Consider the following 17,071-nt stretch of genomic DNA (forward strand, 5'->3'; position numbering starts at 1 on the left):
GGCTCCGGCCCCGACTTCGGGTCCGACCGCGGCCCCGGCTCCGGCTCTGGCTCCGGCCCGGGAGCCGGTCATGGTCTCGCGCCGAACCTGCGGGCTGACGACGGAGCGGCGACGGTGTTCGCGTGCCTCGCGCTGGCCGGACTCATCGTGGCAACGCTGATGATCGGGCAGGTGGGTGTGGTGGTTGTAACCCGGCATCAGGCGCAGGCCGCCGCGGACTTGGCGGCACTCGCGGCGGCGGGTGCATTGACCGAAGGGGCTGATGCGGGATGCGCGGCGGCGGGTGAAGTCGCACGCCGGATGGGAACGCGCATGCAAGAGTGCGAAGTCGCAGAGTGGGATGCCACTGTGATTGTTAACAGGAATGTACCAATGAGTCTGTTAGTCGTCGGCATGGTGCGCGCAGTGGCACGGGCCGGACCCGTTGAAGACTGAGAGAAACCTAAGTGCGGACGCGTCCCGTTGTCGTTGTCCCGAGTAGCGGAAATCGGCAATTGCCCTGGCCGTTTAATTTCAGACGGCACAATTGTCCGCAGGCGCGCGGATAAAGTATCTAATGAATGCGCATGTACGCAGGCGGCGATGTGGCAATAGCGCAGTTAACCTGAATAAATTCCTCTTTATTCGACCACCGCTCCTGGACCGACGTCCAGGCATACTGCCCGCCGCCGTCACCCGGTCCGCGCAGGTCAGGTCGATATCCGGTCACGCGTCGAGCTCGGCCCCGTCACGAACCGAGCTCGACGACGTCACCGGACGGACAGCTCGGCCAGCACCGCGGTGAGTAATCGTGCGGCGCAGGCCTTGTCGAGCGGATGGTTCCCGTTCCCGCACTTCGGCGACTGCACGCAGGACGGGCAGCCCGCCGCGCACCCGCACGACTCGATCACCGCGAGGGTCGCCGAGAGCCAGCGCTGCAGCTGGGCGAACCCGCGCTCGGCGAACCCCGCACCACCCGGCTGACCGTCATAGACGAACACCGTCGGCAGTCCGGTATCCGGATGCTCGGCGGTGGAGACTCCGCCGATATCCCAGCGATCACAGGTCGCCACCAGCGGCAACAGCCCGATCGCCGCATGCTCGGCGGCATGCAGCGCGCCCGGCACGTCCGCCGCGTCGATCCCGGCCAGCGCCAACAACTCCGGACTGACCGTGTACAGCACCGCCCTGGTCACCAGCGTGTGCTCGGGCATATCGAGTTCGACCAGGTCGAGCACCTCGCCGCTGACCAGCGTGCGCAGATACCCGACCACCTGACTGGTCACCCTGACCTGCGCCAGCGCCGTCATCACCCGGCCGTGAACGCGCTGCTCGGTCAACTCGTCGATGGCGATCGAGGTGACCGATCGGGCACTGGTGGTCCACCCCGGCTCAGCGGCGTGCACGAACGCGACACCGTCCTCGAGCTCCAGCTCATCGACCACAAAGGTCTCCCCTTGATGCAGATGCACCGCCCCCTGATGCAACGTCGCCGGCGCCCGCCCGGCATCGGCCGTGCCGAGCAATCGGCCCGTCTCCCCATCGACAATGGCCACCGGCGTACCGATCCCGCCGCGCACATCCACGGCGTCGTGCGGCTGCGTCTCGGCGGTCACGTACCAGCGCCCGCGGTCCTCGGCCCCCACCCGCCGCCTGATCAGCCCTTTCTCGGCCAGCCCGGTGAGCACCTCGAGCGCGCCGAGCTCGTCCACCTCCGCGTCGGTGAGCGGCAGTTCCAAGGCGGCACAGAGCAATTGCGGGCCCAGCACATAAGGGTTGCGCGGATCGGTGATGGTCGCCTCGACCGGCTTGTCCAGCAACGCTTCCGGATGATGCACAAGATAGGTATCCAGCGGATCGTCCCGAGCTACGAGCAGCACCAACGACCCCTGCGTGCGTCGCCCTGCCCGCCCGGCCTGCTGCCAGAACGACGCGACCGTCCCGGGAAAACCGCAGATCACCACCGCATCGAGCCCCGCGATATCCACCCCGAGCTCGAGCGCGTTGGTAGTCGCCGCCCCGAGCAACGAACCATCCGACAACGCCGTCTCCAGCGCCCGCCGATCCTCCGCGAGATACCCGGCCCGATAGGCGGCAACCCGCTCGGCCAGGTCCGGATCGACCTCGCTGAGCAGCCGCCGCGCATCCATCGCGGTCAGTTCGGCCCCGCGCCGCGACCGCACGAAAGTCAGCGTCCGCGCGCCCTCCACCACCAGGTCCGCCATGATCCGGGCGGCCTCCGTGGTGGCCGCTCGCCGGACCGGTGCACCGTTTTCCCCGGTCACTGTGGTGAGCAGGGGCGGCTCCCACAGCGCGACGGTGCGCGGCCCCTGTGGCGACCCGTCCTCGGTGACCGCGACGCACGGCGCCCCGATCAGCCGCGAGGCAGCGGCCGCGGGCTCGGCGGTGGTCGCCGAGCACAGCACGAACACCGGATCGGCTCCGTACCGTGCGGCGATCCGCCGCAACCTGCGCAGCACCAGCGCCACGTGCGAACCGAAAACCCCGCGATAGGCATGGCATTCGTCCACCACCACGTACTGCAACCTGCGCAGCACCCGGGCCCAGCGCTGATGCGAGCGCAGGATCCCCACATGCAGCATGTCGGGATTGGTGAAAACCCAGCGTGCGTTGGCCCGCACCCACTGCCTGATCTCGGCCGGCGTATCGCCGTCATAGGTTGCTGGATGAATATCGCGCAGCGGTCCCTCGTGGGTCAGCGCGCCGACGGCCCGCAGCTGATCGGCGCCGAGCGCTTTGGTCGGTGACAGATAAATAGCCGTGGCGCGCGGATCCTCGCGCAACGCGGTCAATACCGGCAGTTGATAACCCATCGACTTGCCGGACGCGGTCCCGGTGCTGACCACGACGTGCGCGCCGCCGTGGGCGAGGTCGGCGGTGCGGGTCTGATGACTCCACGGCGCGTCGACTCCGGTGTCCTGTAATGCCGAGATCACTTCTGCCGATGTCCAATCGGGCCAGGTGGTGACCTCGGCGGCGCGTGCCGGTAGCTCTACGACATGGGTCAGCCGGGGGTCGTCGGCAGGGTCACCGGCTAGGACACGATTCAGCAACGATGTCCCGTAGCCGAGGCCGTTGTCCGGCGTTGTCCGTGCGGTCGAGTTCGCCGGATTCATGCGGCGCGCGCCGCGACACGCTGAGAAAGTGTGAAACGTGCGCGAGTAGGAAGCCCTACCTGCCAATTCGATACCAAATAGCGACCTGGGTCACAGGCTGTTTGCCATACGCGCACTCGGTTATCGGGAGGCAAACGAACCTCAAGTCTGGATTCTGGCATTGTGTCCCTCACCTGCGCATTCGCAAGATCAACTTTTTTGCAAATTGTCGGTAACTCGACTGTTGAATTGCTCGAAGACATGGTTCACTGGTTCCTGGTCGCAAGCTTCTGTGTTCGAGGGTCGGATCCAAAGTCCAAACCGTCAGCAGGATCGATGTTGCGAACGGTGTGCTTGGTGCTTTCCTGCAGGGGGAACCAACAGTACAGCGGTCGGAACGGGCCCGGTGGACGAACCCAGTTGTCCGCCGTTCCGGTAAGAAAAGAGAAGGAACAGAATGGCACAGGGAACTGTGAAGTGGTTCAACGCGGAGAAGGGGTTCGGCTTCATCGCGCCCGAGGACGGCTCCGCTGACGTCTTCGTCCACTACTCCGAAATTCAGGGGTCGGGCTTCCGCACCCTCGAAGAGAACCAGAAGGTCGAGTTCGAGGTCGGCCAGGGCACCAAGGGCCCGCAGGCCACCGGAGTTCGCGCGCTCAGCTGAGCGACGCAATCCAACTCTCGTCCCTCACCGCCGGTAACCCGGGGGTGGGGGACGAGCTATATCTAGGGCAAAGACACACCCAGGCGACTCGGGTTCGACGCTGGTGAACACGCCGTGGCACAGCCGGGGCCTGAACACAAGGCATACTGAGTCGCAGTGACGCGCGTACGCTCTGTGGTTCAAGTCGCAAGCACTCGACCACACGTAGCGTCAAGGTATAAACGTGTCTGGTGGCGACGCCCAGCCGTCGTCCCCGCTTGCCCCAGCCGCGCACAGCGCCGAAAAGCGCCGACGCGGGTCGACAGGAAAGGTGTATTCGCCGGTGGCAACACGAGACCGCGGTGCAGCCGACCAGGGCCGTCCCCTGCGTCGTCTCGTGATCGTCGAGTCCCCAACCAAAGCCCGAAAAATCGCGCCCTACCTAGGCCGTAACTACACGGTCGAGGCCTCGGTGGGACATATCCGGGACTTGCCACGTGGGGCGGCGGACGTTCCCGCCAAATACAAGGGTGAGTCCTGGGCGCGCCTCGGCGTCGACGTGGACCACGACTTCGAGGCCATCTATGTGGTGAGCCCCGATAAGAAGGCCAAGGTCGCCGAGCTCAAGAGCTTGCTGAAGGACGCCGACGAGCTCTACCTCGCCACCGACCCCGACCGGGAGGGCGAGGCGATCGCCTGGCACCTCCTGGAAACGCTCAAGCCCAAGGTCCCGGTCCGGCGCATGGTCTTCCACGAGATCACCGAGCCGGCCATTCAGGCGGCCGCGGCCGACACGCGAGACCTGGACAACGATCTGGTCGACGCGCAGGAGACCCGCCGCATCCTGGACCGGCTCTACGGCTATGAAGTCAGTCCGGTGCTGTGGAAGAAGGTCATGCCCCGGCTCTCCGCCGGTCGCGTGCAGTCGGTCGCCACCAGGGTGATCGTGCAGCGCGAGCGCGAACGGATGGCCTTCCGGTCGGCCGAATACTGGGATATCGCCGCGAAGCTCGACGCGGGCCCCGGCGAAGACGGCGACACGAGCAACCCGCGGACCTTCGGTGCGCGGCTGGTGAATGTCGCCGGCGCGCGCGTCGCGACCGGTCGCGACTTCAGCTCGGACGGTCAGCTCAAGACCGCGTCCGGCGTGGTCGTGCTGGACGAGGGCTATGCCCGCCGGTTGGCGCAGGCGCTCGACGGCGCCGATCTGGTGGTCTCCTCCGCGGAGGCCAAGCCGTACACCCGCAAGCCGTATCCGCCGTTCATGACCTCGACGCTGCAGCAGGAGGCCGGGCGCAAACTGCGCTTCAACTCCGAGCGCACGATGCGGGTCGCGCAGCGGCTGTATGAAAACGGCTACATCACCTATATGCGTACCGACTCGACCACGCTGTCCGAGTCGGCGATCGCCGCGGCCCGGTCGCAGGCGACTCAGTTGTACGGCGCCGAGTATGTGCACCCGACCCCGCGGCAATACACCCGCAAGGTGAAGAACGCGCAGGAGGCCCACGAGGCGATCCGCCCGGCCGGCGACACCTTCGCCACCCCTGGTCAGTTGCACGCGCGGCTGGACAACGACGAGTTCCGGCTCTACGAGATGATCTGGCAGCGCACGGTCGCCTCGCAGATGGCCGACGCCAGGGGCACCACGCTGACGTTGCGCATCACCGGCACCGCCACCACCGGCGAGGAATGCGTGTTCTCCGCCTCGGGCCGCACCATCACCTTCGCCGGCTTCCTCAAGGCCTACGTGGAGAGTGTGGACGAGGAGGCGGGCGGTCAATCCGACGACGCCGAATCCCGGCTGCCCGCGCTGGCCGAGGGCCAGGGCGTCACCGCGGTCGAGCTGAATCCCGATGGGCACAGCACGAATCCGCCCGCGCGATACACCGAAGCGTCGCTGATCAAGACGCTCGAAGAACTCGGCATCGGCCGTCCGTCGACCTACGCGTCGATCATCAAGACGATTCTCGACCGCGGCTATGTGTACAAGCGCGGTAGCGCGCTGGTGCCGTCGTGGGTGGCGTTCGCCGTAATCGGTTTGCTGGAGGAGCATTTCGGCCGGCTGGTCGACTTCGACTTCACCGCGGGCATGGAGGACGACCTCGACGCCATCGCCGGCGGTCGTGAGCAGCGCGGAAGTTGGCTGTCCAGCTTCTATTTCGGCGGCGAGACCGGTGTCGAGGGTTCGGTCGCGCGCTCCGGCGGCCTGAAGAAGATGGTCGGCGAGCGCCTCGACGACATCGATGCGCGAGAAGTCAACTCCATCAAGCTCTTTGCCGACGACGAAGGCCGCGACGTGGTCGTCAGGGTCGGCCGGTACGGGCCGTACCTGGAGCGAATGGTCATCAATCCCGATGACCCCGAAGGCAATTCGATCTCGCAGCGGGCCAACCTGCCCGACGATCTGCCGCCGGACGAGCTGACCATCGAGGTCGCCGAGAAGCTGTTCTCGACGCCGCAGGAAGGTCGCTCACTCGGTATCGATCCGGCGTCCGGGCACGAAATCGTCGCCAAGGAAGGACGTTTCGGCCCGTACGTCACCGAGGTGCTGCCCGAACCGGCCGCCGAGGAGACCCCGGCGCCCGCCAAGAAGACGGCGAAGAAGGCGGCCGCGCCCAAGCCGCGCACCGGGTCGCTGTTCAAGTCGATGGAACTGGCGAGCGTCACGCTCGACGACGCGCTCAAGCTGCTGTCGTTGCCGCGCGTGGTCGGCGCGGACCCGGCCTCCGGCGAGGAGATCACCGCGCAGAACGGCCGTTACGGCCCATACCTGAAGAAGGGCACCGATTCTCGCTCGCTCACCAGCGAGGATCAGATCTTCGACGTCACCCTCGACGAGGCGCTGAAGATCTACGCCGAGCCGAAGCGGCGCGGACGGCAGGCCTCGGCCACGGCGCCGCTGCGCGAGCTCGGCAACGACTCCGCCTCCGGTCAGCCGATGGTGATCAAGGACGGACGGTTCGGTCCGTACGTCACCGACGGCGAGACCAACGCCACCCTGCGCAAGGGCGACGAGATCGAGTCCATCACCCCGGAGCGGGCGATGGAGTTGCTCGCGGATCGACGTGCGCGCGGACCGGTGAAGAAGAAGGCGGCGGCCAAGAAGGCGCCCGCGAAGAAGACCGCGGCGAAGAAAACCGCGGCCAAGAAGGCCACCGCGAGCAAGTCGACGACGACCAAGACGGTCGCCAAGAAGACCGCCGCGCAGAAGACGGCGGCGAAGAAGACCGGCGTCGGGAACTCCTGAGTTCGCGGGTCGGGCGGACGGCCGTAATCTACGGTCCGAATGCTCGACCTGCGAAAGGATCCACCCATGGCCGACCAGGAACGCGAAGACCTGATCAGCATCCTCGCCAACCAGCGCGATCTGTTCCGAATCACGGTGCGCGGCATCGACGATGAGCAGGCACGCCGGCGCACCACCGCCAGCGAACTCACCCTCGGCGGGCTCCTGCATCACCTGATCAGCTGCGAGCGGCACTGGACCACGGTGCTCGTCGAGCGGGACGAGACCGCGGCACTCGATCCCGCGCAGTTCGACGGCGAGTACGTGATGGCCGAGGGTGAGACGGTCGCGGGGTTGCTCGCCGAATGGGACGAGGTCGCGGCGGCGACGGCGGAACTCATCCGCACGGTGGACAGCCTCGACACCTCGGTCCCGACGCCGACCGCTCCCTGGTCGCCGGAGCGGATCTGGTGGACCGTGCGCTACACGCTGCTGCACATCCTGCGGGAGATCGCACACCATTCCGGGCACGCCGACATCATCCGCGAAGAACTCGACGGCGCGAACAGCACCTACTCGCGGATCGCGTGAACCGCGCTATTTGCCCAGCACCCTGAGGAATTCGCGCATCCAGGCCGGGTGATCGGGCCAGGCGCGGCCGGTGACGATGTTCTCGTCGACATAGGCCTCGCTGTCCACGAACTTGCCCCCGGCCGCCTCGATGTCCGGCGCCAGCGCCGGGTACGCGCTGCACGAACGGCCGACCAAAATGCCTGCGGCAGCGAGGATCAGCGGTCCGTGACATAGCGCGGCGATGGGTTTGCCCGCCTCCGCGAAGTGCCGGGCCAGGCGCTGGCAGTCGGGGTTGTTGCGCAGGTACTCCGGCGCTCGGCCACCCGGCACCACCAGCGCGTCGTAGGTGGCCGGGTCGACATCGGCGAACGCGACGTCGGCCGGCCAGCTGTGCCCGAGCTTTTCGGTATAGGTATCGAAGCCGTCGACGAAGTCGTGCACCACGAACTGCAACTTCTTCACGGCCGGGGCCGCGATGTGCACCTCATGGCCCTCTTCGAGCAGACGCTGATACGGGTACATGACCTCGAGGTCTTCGGCCGCATCGCCGGTGATCAACAGGATTCTCACGGTGATTCCACCTCCTTCTCGAGGATCCGCCCGGCCGGCGGCCCGGTCAATACCGGTCCGCGCGTCGCCCGGACCCCGACCGGGCGATCCGTGTCGGTGCGGGCCGCTAGGGTGTACGGCGTGGCAGGAGTCTTCGATCGATTGGTCGGCCAGGAGGCGGTCGAGTCCGCGCTCACGACTGCCTCGGTCGCGGCCCGCGCGGAGGTCGTCCAGGGCGCGATGACGCACTCGTGGCTGTTCACCGGGCCACCCGGATCGGGCAGATCCGTTGCGGCACTGTGCTTTGCGGCCGCGCTCCAGTGCACCGATCCCGGCACGCCCGGCTGCGGGCACTGCCATGCCTGCACCACCACCATGGCGGGCACACACGGTGACGTGCGCCGGGTGATTCCGGAGGGGCTGAGCATCAGCACCAAGGAGATGCGCGAGATCGTGCAGATCGCCTCGCGCAGGCCGAGCACCGGCCGCTGGCAGGTGGTCGTCATCGAGGACGCCGACCGCTTGACCGAGGCCGCGGGCAACGTGCTGCTGAAGGTGGTCGAGGAGCCGCCGGACCGGACGGTGTTCCTGCTGTGCGCGCCGTCGGTCGACCCCGAGGACATCTCGGTGACCCTGCGTTCGCGCTGCCGGCACGTGCACCTGGTGACCCCCTCGGTGCCGGCCATCGCACGGGTGCTGCGCGAACGCGACAACCTCGACGAGAAGACCGCGAACTGGGCCGCCTCGATCAGCGGCGGACACGTCGGCCGGGCCCGCCGCCTGGCCACCGACGCGGAGGCGCGCGAACGTCGCCAACGCGCACTGGCTTTGGTCGCCGCCGCCTCGAAACCCGGCGCCGCCTATGCCGCCGCCGACGAACTGGTCAAGGCAGCCGACGACGAAGCCAAACAGATGAGCGCCGGCCGCGACGACCGCGAACGCGAGGAACTGGCGACCGCGATGGGCGCGGGCGGCACCGGTAAAGGCGCTGCGGGCGCCACCCGTGGTTCGGCCGGCGTATTGAAAGATCTGGAACGCCGCCAGAAATCCCGCGCCACCCGAACCGGCCGCGACTCGCTCGACCGTGCCCTCATCGACGTGGCCGGCGTCTACCGCGACGCCCTCGCCGTCCGCTTCGGCGCCGCCCGCAACGGCTCCGGCGTGGCCCTCACCCACCCCGACCTGTCCGACCAGATCCACGACCTGGCCGACCGCGTCCGCCCCGAGGGCCTGCTCAAATCCATCGACGCCGTCCTGGCCTGCCGCGAAGCCCTCGACGTCAACGTCAAACCACGCTTCGCCCTGGCCGCCCTGGCCGCCGCGTTGACCGCCGCCCAAACCACCTGACCCAGCCCCCGATGACCACCCGTTTTCGCGATCCAGCCCCCGAGACGATAGACTCGCCACGCCGAAAGGCACGCCGCCTTAGCTCAGTCGGTAGAGCGCTTCACTCGTAATGAAAAGGTCGCGAGTTCGATTCTCGCAGGCGGCTCCATACCCCAGGTAGGGCCGATTTCGGCCCTCACCGGAGTTCCACCTATCTGGCTGAACTCCCAACTAAGTCACTCAACGCCCGCTGATCAGGTGGGATCACTTACCGCACGGTTCAAGGCATCAGCCGTCGCGTGATGCACCCGGCCGCGTGCCATGTGGCGCCGCTGGGTCATCGCAGGATCACATCCTGAAGTTGCCGACTTGGCCTACGCGCGCTCAGGTGACCTGCGCGGCCACCAGGGTCTCGAAGGTATAGGGCCGCAGGCCATCGGTACGGCCGGTGAAGTACCGCTGCTGGAGGTCGGCACATGTGGGGTGGTCCACGACCTTCAGCCCGCAGCGGCTGATCAGCCGCTCGATCTCCGATGCCGGCCAGCCAGGCTGAAGCGGCTCGCCGACGGAAGCTGCGATCGGCGTATAGATACGGGCGAATTCCGTTCCCCTGTCATCGAGCGCAGAGTCCTCGGCCCGGTAGGAGAACACCACCTCGGACCCGGGAGCAGCCGTCGCGATCGTGCGCAACGTCGACTCGATCGCCTGTGCCGTCAGATAGGGGGCGACGCCCGTCCAGCTGAACATCGCCGGCTGTGCCCAGTCGAATCCGGCCGGGCCCAGCGCATCCTGAATAGATTGGGCCTCGAGATCAACCGGCACGAATACTTGTGAGTCGCTGAGCGGCAGGCCGAGCTCCCGGACCCGCTCGAGCTTCCAGGCCTGGGAGGCCGGGTGATCGATCTCGAACATCGTCAGCGAGCCGAGCAGATCTGGCCGCCGCCACGCGAACGAGTCGAGGCCCGCGCCGAGGATCACGTACTGGGTGAAGGCGCCGGCAGCCAGCCGGTCCTCGGCGTACCGGCTGCGGGTGCAGACAGCCGCGCGGGACTCGCGGCGGACCGGGTCGGGGAACAGCGGATCGAACCGGTCGCGCAGCTGCTGCCATACCGGGCCGACGAGCACCAGTGCCAGCGCATCGTCCAGTACCCACGGCGACGCCGTCTCCAGGCGAAATAATCCACGTGACACGGCCGCAAACATCGCCGTCCTGCTCGGTGTGCTTTCCATGCACTCCTCCTCGCCGGCCAGAACCCCGCATGCCGGCCACGCCCGCCCACTCCGTGCACTACACAGGATGCGCCTGAAGGGCTCTGACTGCCATAGCGAGATGGCCTGGCCGCCAAGATCTGTCGCCATCGGGGCGCTCGGGCATCGCGAGCGAGGCGAGCCAATGGCACGGGCCGAATGTCGGATCCGGGGCGCCCGATCCCGGAGCTACGCGTCGGCGTGCTCGCTCGTCGCGTCGCGGACCCCCGGTTCGATAACCCCTGCATGCGGATTGCATGCGGATTCGCATGCAGGGGTTGCTCGTCGTTACTCCGCGTCGTTCTTGCTGTAGTAGACCGTGATCGACGGCCAGTCACCGTCCGCGGTGACCTCGGTGTGCAGGATCAGGTCCGCCACCGTGATCGGGCCGAGGGTTTCGATCGTGGACGCGATGGTGCGCAGCAGTGCCGGCACGTCCCCTTGGCCGGGGCCGGCGGGGTTCGCCTGGGAGAAGTGCAGTGCCTGGTAGTCGGTCGATGTCATGAAGGTCCCCTATGGTTCTGCTCGAACTACTTGCGGCCGCGCTTCTGCTTGTTCCGGTCGCCATCGTACTTTTCGGCCTGCTTGATCTTCTGCATCGCGCTGTTGTACGCGGCCCGGTCGTACGGGCGGCCGGCGTTCTTGTTATCGACGGCTTCCTGCTCCGCGGCCGACAGTTGCGCGCCCTGCGGCGCCTTCTGCGCCACCACGATGCTCGTGGGCGCGGCGCTGGCCAGCTGCGCCTCGACCACCGACCCGATCGAGAGTGCGGCGAGCACGGTGAACGCGGCAGCGGCAGACTTTGCGGAGTACTTCAATTCGGTTCCCACCCTTCGAATTTGCCCGACGTGACCGGTGCCCCCATCGGAGTGACGCAATCAAATTCCTTGCGCTACTACAGGATTAGATGCGGCACTCGGCCGGTCGGTTCCCTCCGGGCGTTGTGCGGTAGCTCACATTGCTCGCCGGCGGCAGGGCTCGTCGCACAGCGGTGGATTCAGGCCTCAGCGGTCGCTGCCATGTCTCGTTCGATCCACGAAAAAAGAAAGTTCGAGGGCGTGTCGATCTTCGGTCACCCCCGTTCGACCTAAGGGTGAAAGGGTCCAGCAGGGATCCGGATGAACCGAGGAGACAAACCATGAAGTACATGCTGGTGATGCGCGCGACGGACGAGGCCTACGCCGGGATGGGTGAGGTCGACTTCGAGAAGATGCTGGAAATCGTGGGGCAGTTCAACGAGGAGCTGATCCGGGCCGGGGTGCTGCTCGCGGCGGAGGGGCTCACGGATCCGGCCGAGGGCGTGGTGGTCGATTACTCTGCCGAGCAGCCGATCGTCACCGACGGCCCTTACGGTGAGACCAAGGAGTTGTTCGGCGGCTTCTACATTCTCAACGTGGCGTCGAAGGAGGAGGCGATCGAGTGGGCCAAGCGGATGCCGATGGCCGCGCCGGGATTCAAGACCGAGATCCGGCGGGTCGCCTCGATCGAGGAATTCCCGCAGGACAACGAGTGGGTCAAGAAGGAGCGGGAGTGGCGCGAAGCCACCGGCCAGCTCTGACCGGGACGGCGGGCGATGGCCGAGCACACCGGTCGTGAGGCCGTCGCTGCCGTCTGGCGGATCGAATCCGCGCGGATTGTCGGCGCGCTGGCGCGCTACACCGGCGATTTCTCGCTCGCCGAGGACCTCGCGCAGGAGGCACTCGCCGAAGCGCTGGTGACCTGGCCGCGCGACGGGGTGCCGAACAATCCCGCGGGCTGGCTGCTCACCGTCGGCCGGCGGCGCGCCATCGACGCGTTTCGGCGGCGCTCGGCCCTCGACGACCGGTACACGGCCCTTGCCCACAACTTGAGTGAAGGCGGCGCCGTGTCGGGTAGCGAACCGGCCGAGCCTCCGGCGGCCGGTGACGTGCTGTGGGATCCGGATCAAATCGATGACGACATCCTCGCGCTGATGTTCATCTCCTGCCACCCGACGCTGTCCCGGGACGCCCGGGTCGCGCTCACACTGCGCGTCGTCGGCGGCCTGACCAGCGACGAGATCGCCAAGGCCTGCCTGGTGCCGACGGCGACCGTGCAGGCGCGCATCACCCGGGCGAAGAAGACGCTGGCCGCGGCCAGGGTGCGGTTCGAGGTGCCGTCCGCGCAGGAGCGGAGCGAGCGGCTCGGCTCGGTGCTCAACGTGGTCTATCTGATCTTCACCGAAGGATCCTCGGCCAGTTCCGGCAGCGAACTGATCCGGTCCGAGCTCGCGGGCGAGGCGCAGCGCCTGGCCCGGGTGCTCGCCCGGTTGGTGCCGAACGAGCCTGAGGCACAAGGACTTCTGGCGCTGTTGGAACTGACCGCGGCGCGCTTTCCCGCCCGCACCGGACCGGACGGACACCCGGTCCTACTGGCGGACCAGGACCGCCGACGCTGGGATCGCGCCGCGATCCGCCGTGGCCGTGCGGCTTTGGACCGCGCCGTGCGAGTCGGGCGAGGTCTCGGCGCTTACGGCCTACAGGCCGCGATCGCCGAATGTCACGCTGTCGCACCGTCAGTCGAGGAAACCGCGTGGGAACGCATAGTGCTGCTGTACGAAGCCCTCGGCCGACTAGCCCCTTCCCCGGTGGTCGACCTCAACCGCGCGGTCGCGGTCTCGATGGCACAGGGACCAGCCGCCGCCCTCCCGATCGTCGACGAATTATCCTCCACCCCAGAACTTTCCAGCACCCACCTGCTCCCGAGCGTACGCGGCGAACTCCTGATCCAACTGGGCCGAAACGCCGAAGCCCGCACCGAACTAACCCGAGCAATCACCCTGTGCGGCAACGACCGAGAACGCGCCGTCCTCACCAACAAACTCACCACCCTGGACTAACCACCGCCAGCCCGCCCAACGGGACATGATGGCGCAGACACGCCGCAGCGGCCGCCACCATGTCCCGTTCGATGACCTTGCGAGCAAACTCCCTGGTTAGGCGGGCAGTTGCACCACTATTATTGCGGCATGTCTCTCCCGAGCATCGAGCGGCCGGACCTCCCTGAGTTCATGACCTGGGAGGAATTGCAGCGCCTTCCCGAGCAGATCGCCGAGCAGATCGAGCTATGGGACGGCCGAGTGGTTTGGGTCCGTCGTGGGCCTGCCGAACATCAGACCTTCATGCGCCGTTTGACGAATTCCATCGAGCGTTGCGCGTGGAAGGTCATGTCCGAGAGCCCGGAGCATTGCTGGCAGGTCAATCTAGAGACCAATGTCTTCTTGGGTGCCAACGGGAAGTCCAACTTCTTGACGCCGGACTTCCTGGTTCACCGCTGTCTGGAATCTGCGTACCAAGATGTACGCGCCGCAGATGTCCTGTTGGTCGGTGAAGTGTTGTCCCCGTCCAACACGCAGACCGACGTCGAGGCCAAGAAAGGCCGGTACGCCGGTGCCGGGATCCCTTGGTACTGGGAGGTCAGGTTGGCACCCGAGTCGAGTGCCATTGCGACCGTCCGTGCCTACGCGCTGGAGTCGGGGCACGGGCATCTGCCGGACGGCGTGCACCCGCTACGCACGAACAACTACCTGCTGGCCGGCGAATGGACCCACGCCGACGAGGCGGGCATCGAGATCGAGTTCCCGTTCTCGATCGCCATCCCATGGACCGAGCTCGAATTCTGACCTAGCCCGTCCAACGGGACATGGTGGCTCTGACACGCCGCAGCGGTCGCCACCATGTCCCGTTCGATAGAAGCGGGTCAGCGGGGGCAGTGGACGGTGTAGTTCCAGTCGGTGCCGCCGGGGCCGGTGACGCGGACGAGGACGGCGGTTGCGGTGCCGGGCGGGATGTTGATCACGGCTGAGCCGGTGCCCTCGTTGATGTCGTCGCCGATGTAGCCGGTGTTGTGGACGCGGGCGCCCTGGTAGAAGACCTCGATCTGGTCGGGGATGTTGAAGGTTTCGTAGGACAGGACGAAGGAGGCCGGGCCGGGGCGGCCGAGCTGGTGCATCGTGTTGGTGACGCCGGGGCCGCCGGCCTGGGTCGATTGGTTGCACTGCTGGGTCGGCGGGGCCGGGGTGCCGGGTCCGCTACCGCTGCCGCTGCTGCCGGGTCCGCCACCGCTGCTGCCACTTCCGCTGCCGCTGCTGCCCGACGGCGGAGCCGCGGACACGCCCGCGGCCACCGCCGTGGTCACCGCTGCCGCCAGGACAACCGCCGTTGCTGCCGTGCGAATGCCGAGAAGTCGAAAACCTGAAGTACTCAACGTATTTCCTTAACAAAATGTTTGGGGAATGTACGTTGAACACGATCCCATCGGGATCGATCGGCGGATATCCGCTGTTCAGGCGACAGTTGTTCAGACGACAGCGCCGACTCAGTCGAACGGCGGACGCTCGTCGGTGACGGTGTACTTCATGACGTAGGTGTTCTTGATGGTGATGTCGAGGGCGGGGGCATCGGCCACCGCGCGCCAGGCTTCGAGATTTTCCGGGGTGTCCCAGCGTTCGTACACGTTCACCCGGTCCGGGTCGACGGGATCGGCGGTGATGGCGCAGTCGAGGCAGCCGGGGGCGGATCGGCTGCGGCTGAGCAGGTCCTGGAACGCGCTGACGTACGCGTCGCGCTGGGCGGGGTCGACTTCGGCGTAACCGGCGATGATCAACATTCGCGAAACCTCTTCTGCTGAGGGGGATTGCGTGCTCAGCAGTAAGGACGATCGCGCGGCGGGGAACTCATCGGTGCGTGGGTGTTGCTCCTGGGCCGGGCGCCGTTGACCGGCCCAGGAGAACGTTCGGGGGTCAGCCCGCGACGGCCGTGCGGACCGTGGCCTGCTGGGCGACCAGCTCGAGTTCGGCGTTGAAGCGGTCGGCGGCCTCGATATTGCCGAGATGGCCGGTGGGCCAGCTGTGGTACGCGGCGAGGTGGCCGGTGCGGGACAGGGTGTCGGCGATCCGGCGGGCCATCCGCTCCGGCAGCAGCCGGTCGAAGCTGCCGGAGATGACCGTGGTGGGGATGGTCAGGTGTGCCGCGCCGTCGCTGACGTCGAGGTCGGCCAGGGCGGCGGCGTGCTTGCCGCGGGCCAGCGGGCGACAGGAGCGGACGATGCCGAGGGCGAAGTTCACCTCGTCGGCGCTGGCGTGCTTGCTCATCACCCGGTCCTTGAGCACCGCGCCGACCAGCCAGCCGCCGGGCAGCGGGACCGGGCTGGTCAGCACGGTCTCGGAGACGAAGGTCGGCAGGCGCAGCGGGGCACCGAGCACGGTGACCGGCTTGTTCTGCACGGTGAGCTGCTTGTTCAGCAGCGGGAGCAGGTCGGTGTCGTAGCGGATGTTACCCGCGGTGGTGTTCAGCAGGATGGCGGCGGAGGCGCGGCGGGTGACCTGCTCGGGATAGCGAGCCGCCCACGCCTGCACGGTGATTCCGCCCATGCTGTGGCCGGCGAGCACGGCGCGCTGGCCGGGGCGCAGGGTGGCGTCGAGGACCGCGGACAGGTCGTCGGCCAGGGTGTCCCGGCTCGGCATGCGCCGGCCGAGCTCGCTGGCGCCGTGCCCGCGCTGGTCGTAGCAGACCACCCGATACCGGTCGGCGAACGCGTTGATCTGCGGGTTCCAGTACTCGATGCTGCAGCTCCAGCCGTGGATCAGCACGATCACCTCGCCGTCGGCGGGGCCGTACGCGTGCACCCGCAGGCGGGCGCCGTCCACGGTGGTGACCGGGATGATTTCCAGGGGAGCTGTGGGAGCGTTCAACGACGCGGTCCGGAAGGTGCGTGATCGCAATCCGGCACGGTAACCGGCGGTCAGGGCGCCATTACGCGCGTCCGCCAAAGTCTTCATCGACTTCACCAGCATCGGGCACTCCTTTGTGTCTGCCGCCACAGTACAGTGCAAGCTGAGTGCTTGCTAGTGCAAGCGCGCCGCAGCGGAACTTCTGGCTCGTAGGCTTGAATACCCGGAATTCGGTGCAGTGACACTGTCTGTTTTCACAAAGAATTAACGTCCGGAGCAGGCCTCTGCTGTCTTCATCGCCAACGGCGCGGGAGCGCGTTAGCCCGCGAAAGTGGCGATCCAGTAACGGTTTCCGCGCGCCCGCTCAGTCGGCGGGGTAGAGCGCGGCGATCACCTCGGGGATCACCAGGCACACCTGATCGTCCGGATGGAAGTCGTTCGGCACGTCGCTGCGGTTGGGTGCGCGGACGAACACCACGACCGAGGAGCCGTCGCCGGGATCGATCTCGACCGCGACCATTCGCTGGCTGCCATCGTCGAGATCGCGATGCCCGGGTGCGGACCAGTGCCCCACATGCCCGAATTCGAGCTTGCGAGTCGCGTTGACCGTGAATCCGTCGAGCCTGGCAGAACCAGCGGCGTCCACAGCGGAAATCATACTCTACCTGCGCAAATAGCAAATATATTCGATCTTGTCGGACCCCGGTGCGATGATCGTG

Annotated in this window: 17 protein-coding genes and 1 tRNA gene; 9 read left to right on the forward strand and 9 right to left on the reverse strand. The window is 67.1% G+C overall.

Annotation, left to right across the window (positions count from 1 at the left end; translation table 11 throughout):
• Window positions 1–435: Rv3654c family TadE-like protein (locus F3087_RS06660; RefSeq protein WP_396897535.1), on the forward strand; the 435-nt coding region annotated here is incomplete at its 5' end.
• A gap of 314 nt (window positions 436–749) precedes the next feature.
• Here F3087_RS06660 and F3087_RS06665 read toward each other — a convergent pair.
• Window positions 750–3,116, reverse strand: coding sequence for a DEAD/DEAH box helicase (locus F3087_RS06665; RefSeq protein ID WP_150400970.1), 2,367 nt, complete (start codon window positions 3,114–3,116; stop codon window positions 750–752).
• 436 nt (window positions 3,117–3,552) lie between these two features.
• Here F3087_RS06665 and F3087_RS06670 point away from each other — a divergent pair, with 436 nt between their 5' ends.
• From F3087_RS06670 to F3087_RS06680, 3 genes are all read left to right on the forward strand, one after another.
• Entirely contained in the window at window positions 3,553–3,759 is a 207-nt protein-coding gene (locus tag F3087_RS06670; RefSeq protein WP_011206895.1) for a cold-shock protein, read from the forward strand.
• Between the two features lie 322 nt (window positions 3,760–4,081).
• Entirely contained in the window at window positions 4,082–6,988 is a 2,907-nt protein-coding gene (topA, locus tag F3087_RS06675; protein ID WP_150400971.1) for a type I DNA topoisomerase, read from the forward strand.
• A gap of 66 nt (window positions 6,989–7,054) precedes the next feature.
• The gene (locus F3087_RS06680; protein WP_150400972.1) at window positions 7,055–7,558 is read left to right on the forward strand and encodes a mycothiol transferase; all 504 of its coding nucleotides are present in this window, start codon (window positions 7,055–7,057) and stop codon (window positions 7,556–7,558) included.
• A 6-nt stretch (window positions 7,559–7,564) separates the two neighbouring features.
• On the opposite strand, the gene F3087_RS06685 is transcribed toward F3087_RS06680, so the two are convergent.
• Window positions 7,565–8,110: a DJ-1/PfpI family protein gene (locus F3087_RS06685; RefSeq protein ID WP_223884882.1), complete on the reverse strand. Its 546-nt coding sequence runs from the start codon at window positions 8,108–8,110 to the stop codon at window positions 7,565–7,567.
• Window positions 8,111–8,230: 120 nt separating this feature from the next.
• Between F3087_RS06685 and F3087_RS06690 the strand changes: the two genes are divergently transcribed.
• Window positions 8,231–9,436 carry a DNA polymerase III subunit delta' gene (locus F3087_RS06690; RefSeq protein ID WP_150400973.1) on the forward strand — a complete coding sequence of 402 codons (1,206 nt, stop codon included), beginning with the start codon at window positions 8,231–8,233 and terminating at the stop codon, window positions 9,434–9,436.
• Window positions 9,437–9,508: 72 nt separating this feature from the next.
• A tRNA-Thr gene (locus F3087_RS06695) sits at window positions 9,509–9,584 on the forward strand.
• A gap of 215 nt (window positions 9,585–9,799) precedes the next feature.
• Here F3087_RS06695 and F3087_RS06700 read toward each other — a convergent pair.
• The 3 genes from F3087_RS06700 to F3087_RS06710 all read right to left on the reverse strand — a co-directional run bounded on the left by F3087_RS06700 (window position 9,800) and on the right by F3087_RS06710 (window position 11,493).
• Window positions 9,800–10,645: a class I SAM-dependent methyltransferase gene (locus tag F3087_RS06700; protein WP_150400974.1), complete on the reverse strand. Its 846-nt coding sequence runs from the start codon at window positions 10,643–10,645 to the stop codon at window positions 9,800–9,802.
• 306 nt (window positions 10,646–10,951) lie between these two features.
• Entirely contained in the window at window positions 10,952–11,167 is a 216-nt protein-coding gene (locus F3087_RS06705; protein ID WP_150400975.1) for a hypothetical protein, read from the reverse strand.
• Between the two features lie 26 nt (window positions 11,168–11,193).
• Window positions 11,194–11,493, reverse strand: coding sequence for a hypothetical protein (locus F3087_RS06710; protein ID WP_150400976.1), 300 nt, complete (start codon window positions 11,491–11,493; stop codon window positions 11,194–11,196).
• A gap of 308 nt (window positions 11,494–11,801) precedes the next feature.
• Here F3087_RS06710 and F3087_RS06715 point away from each other — a divergent pair, with 308 nt between their 5' ends.
• The 3 genes from F3087_RS06715 (at window position 11,802) to F3087_RS06725 (ending at window position 14,303) form a co-directional block, all read left to right on the forward strand.
• Window positions 11,802–12,221: a YciI family protein gene (locus F3087_RS06715; protein WP_150400977.1), complete on the forward strand. Its 420-nt coding sequence runs from the start codon at window positions 11,802–11,804 to the stop codon at window positions 12,219–12,221.
• 15 nt (window positions 12,222–12,236) lie between these two features.
• Window positions 12,237–13,520 (forward strand): RNA polymerase sigma factor, encoded by a 1,284-nt coding sequence (locus F3087_RS06720; RefSeq protein WP_150400978.1) that lies wholly within the window; start codon window positions 12,237–12,239, stop codon window positions 13,518–13,520.
• A gap of 171 nt (window positions 13,521–13,691) precedes the next feature.
• Window positions 13,692–14,303 (forward strand): Uma2 family endonuclease, encoded by a 612-nt coding sequence (locus F3087_RS06725; RefSeq protein WP_223884883.1) that lies wholly within the window; start codon window positions 13,692–13,694, stop codon window positions 14,301–14,303.
• A gap of 77 nt (window positions 14,304–14,380) precedes the next feature.
• Here the strand turns inward: F3087_RS06725 and F3087_RS06730 are convergent, their stop codons facing one another.
• From F3087_RS06730 to F3087_RS06745, 4 genes are all read right to left on the reverse strand, one after another.
• Entirely contained in the window at window positions 14,381–14,887 is a 507-nt protein-coding gene (locus tag F3087_RS06730) for a hypothetical protein (RefSeq protein WP_150400980.1), read from the reverse strand.
• A gap of 111 nt (window positions 14,888–14,998) precedes the next feature.
• Entirely contained in the window at window positions 14,999–15,289 is a 291-nt protein-coding gene (locus F3087_RS06735) for a putative quinol monooxygenase (protein WP_150400981.1), read from the reverse strand.
• A gap of 133 nt (window positions 15,290–15,422) precedes the next feature.
• Window positions 15,423–16,475 carry an alpha/beta fold hydrolase gene (locus F3087_RS06740; RefSeq protein ID WP_150400982.1) on the reverse strand — a complete coding sequence of 351 codons (1,053 nt, stop codon included), beginning with the start codon at window positions 16,473–16,475 and terminating at the stop codon, window positions 15,423–15,425.
• 241 nt (window positions 16,476–16,716) lie between these two features.
• Window positions 16,717–16,998: a hypothetical protein gene (locus F3087_RS06745; protein WP_150400983.1), complete on the reverse strand. Its 282-nt coding sequence runs from the start codon at window positions 16,996–16,998 to the stop codon at window positions 16,717–16,719.
• Between the last annotated feature and the right edge of the window lie 73 nt (window positions 16,999–17,071).

This window comes from Nocardia colli, from assembly GCF_008704205.1.
In the GTDB taxonomy this organism is placed as follows: domain Bacteria; phylum Actinomycetota; class Actinomycetes; order Mycobacteriales; family Mycobacteriaceae; genus Nocardia; species Nocardia colli.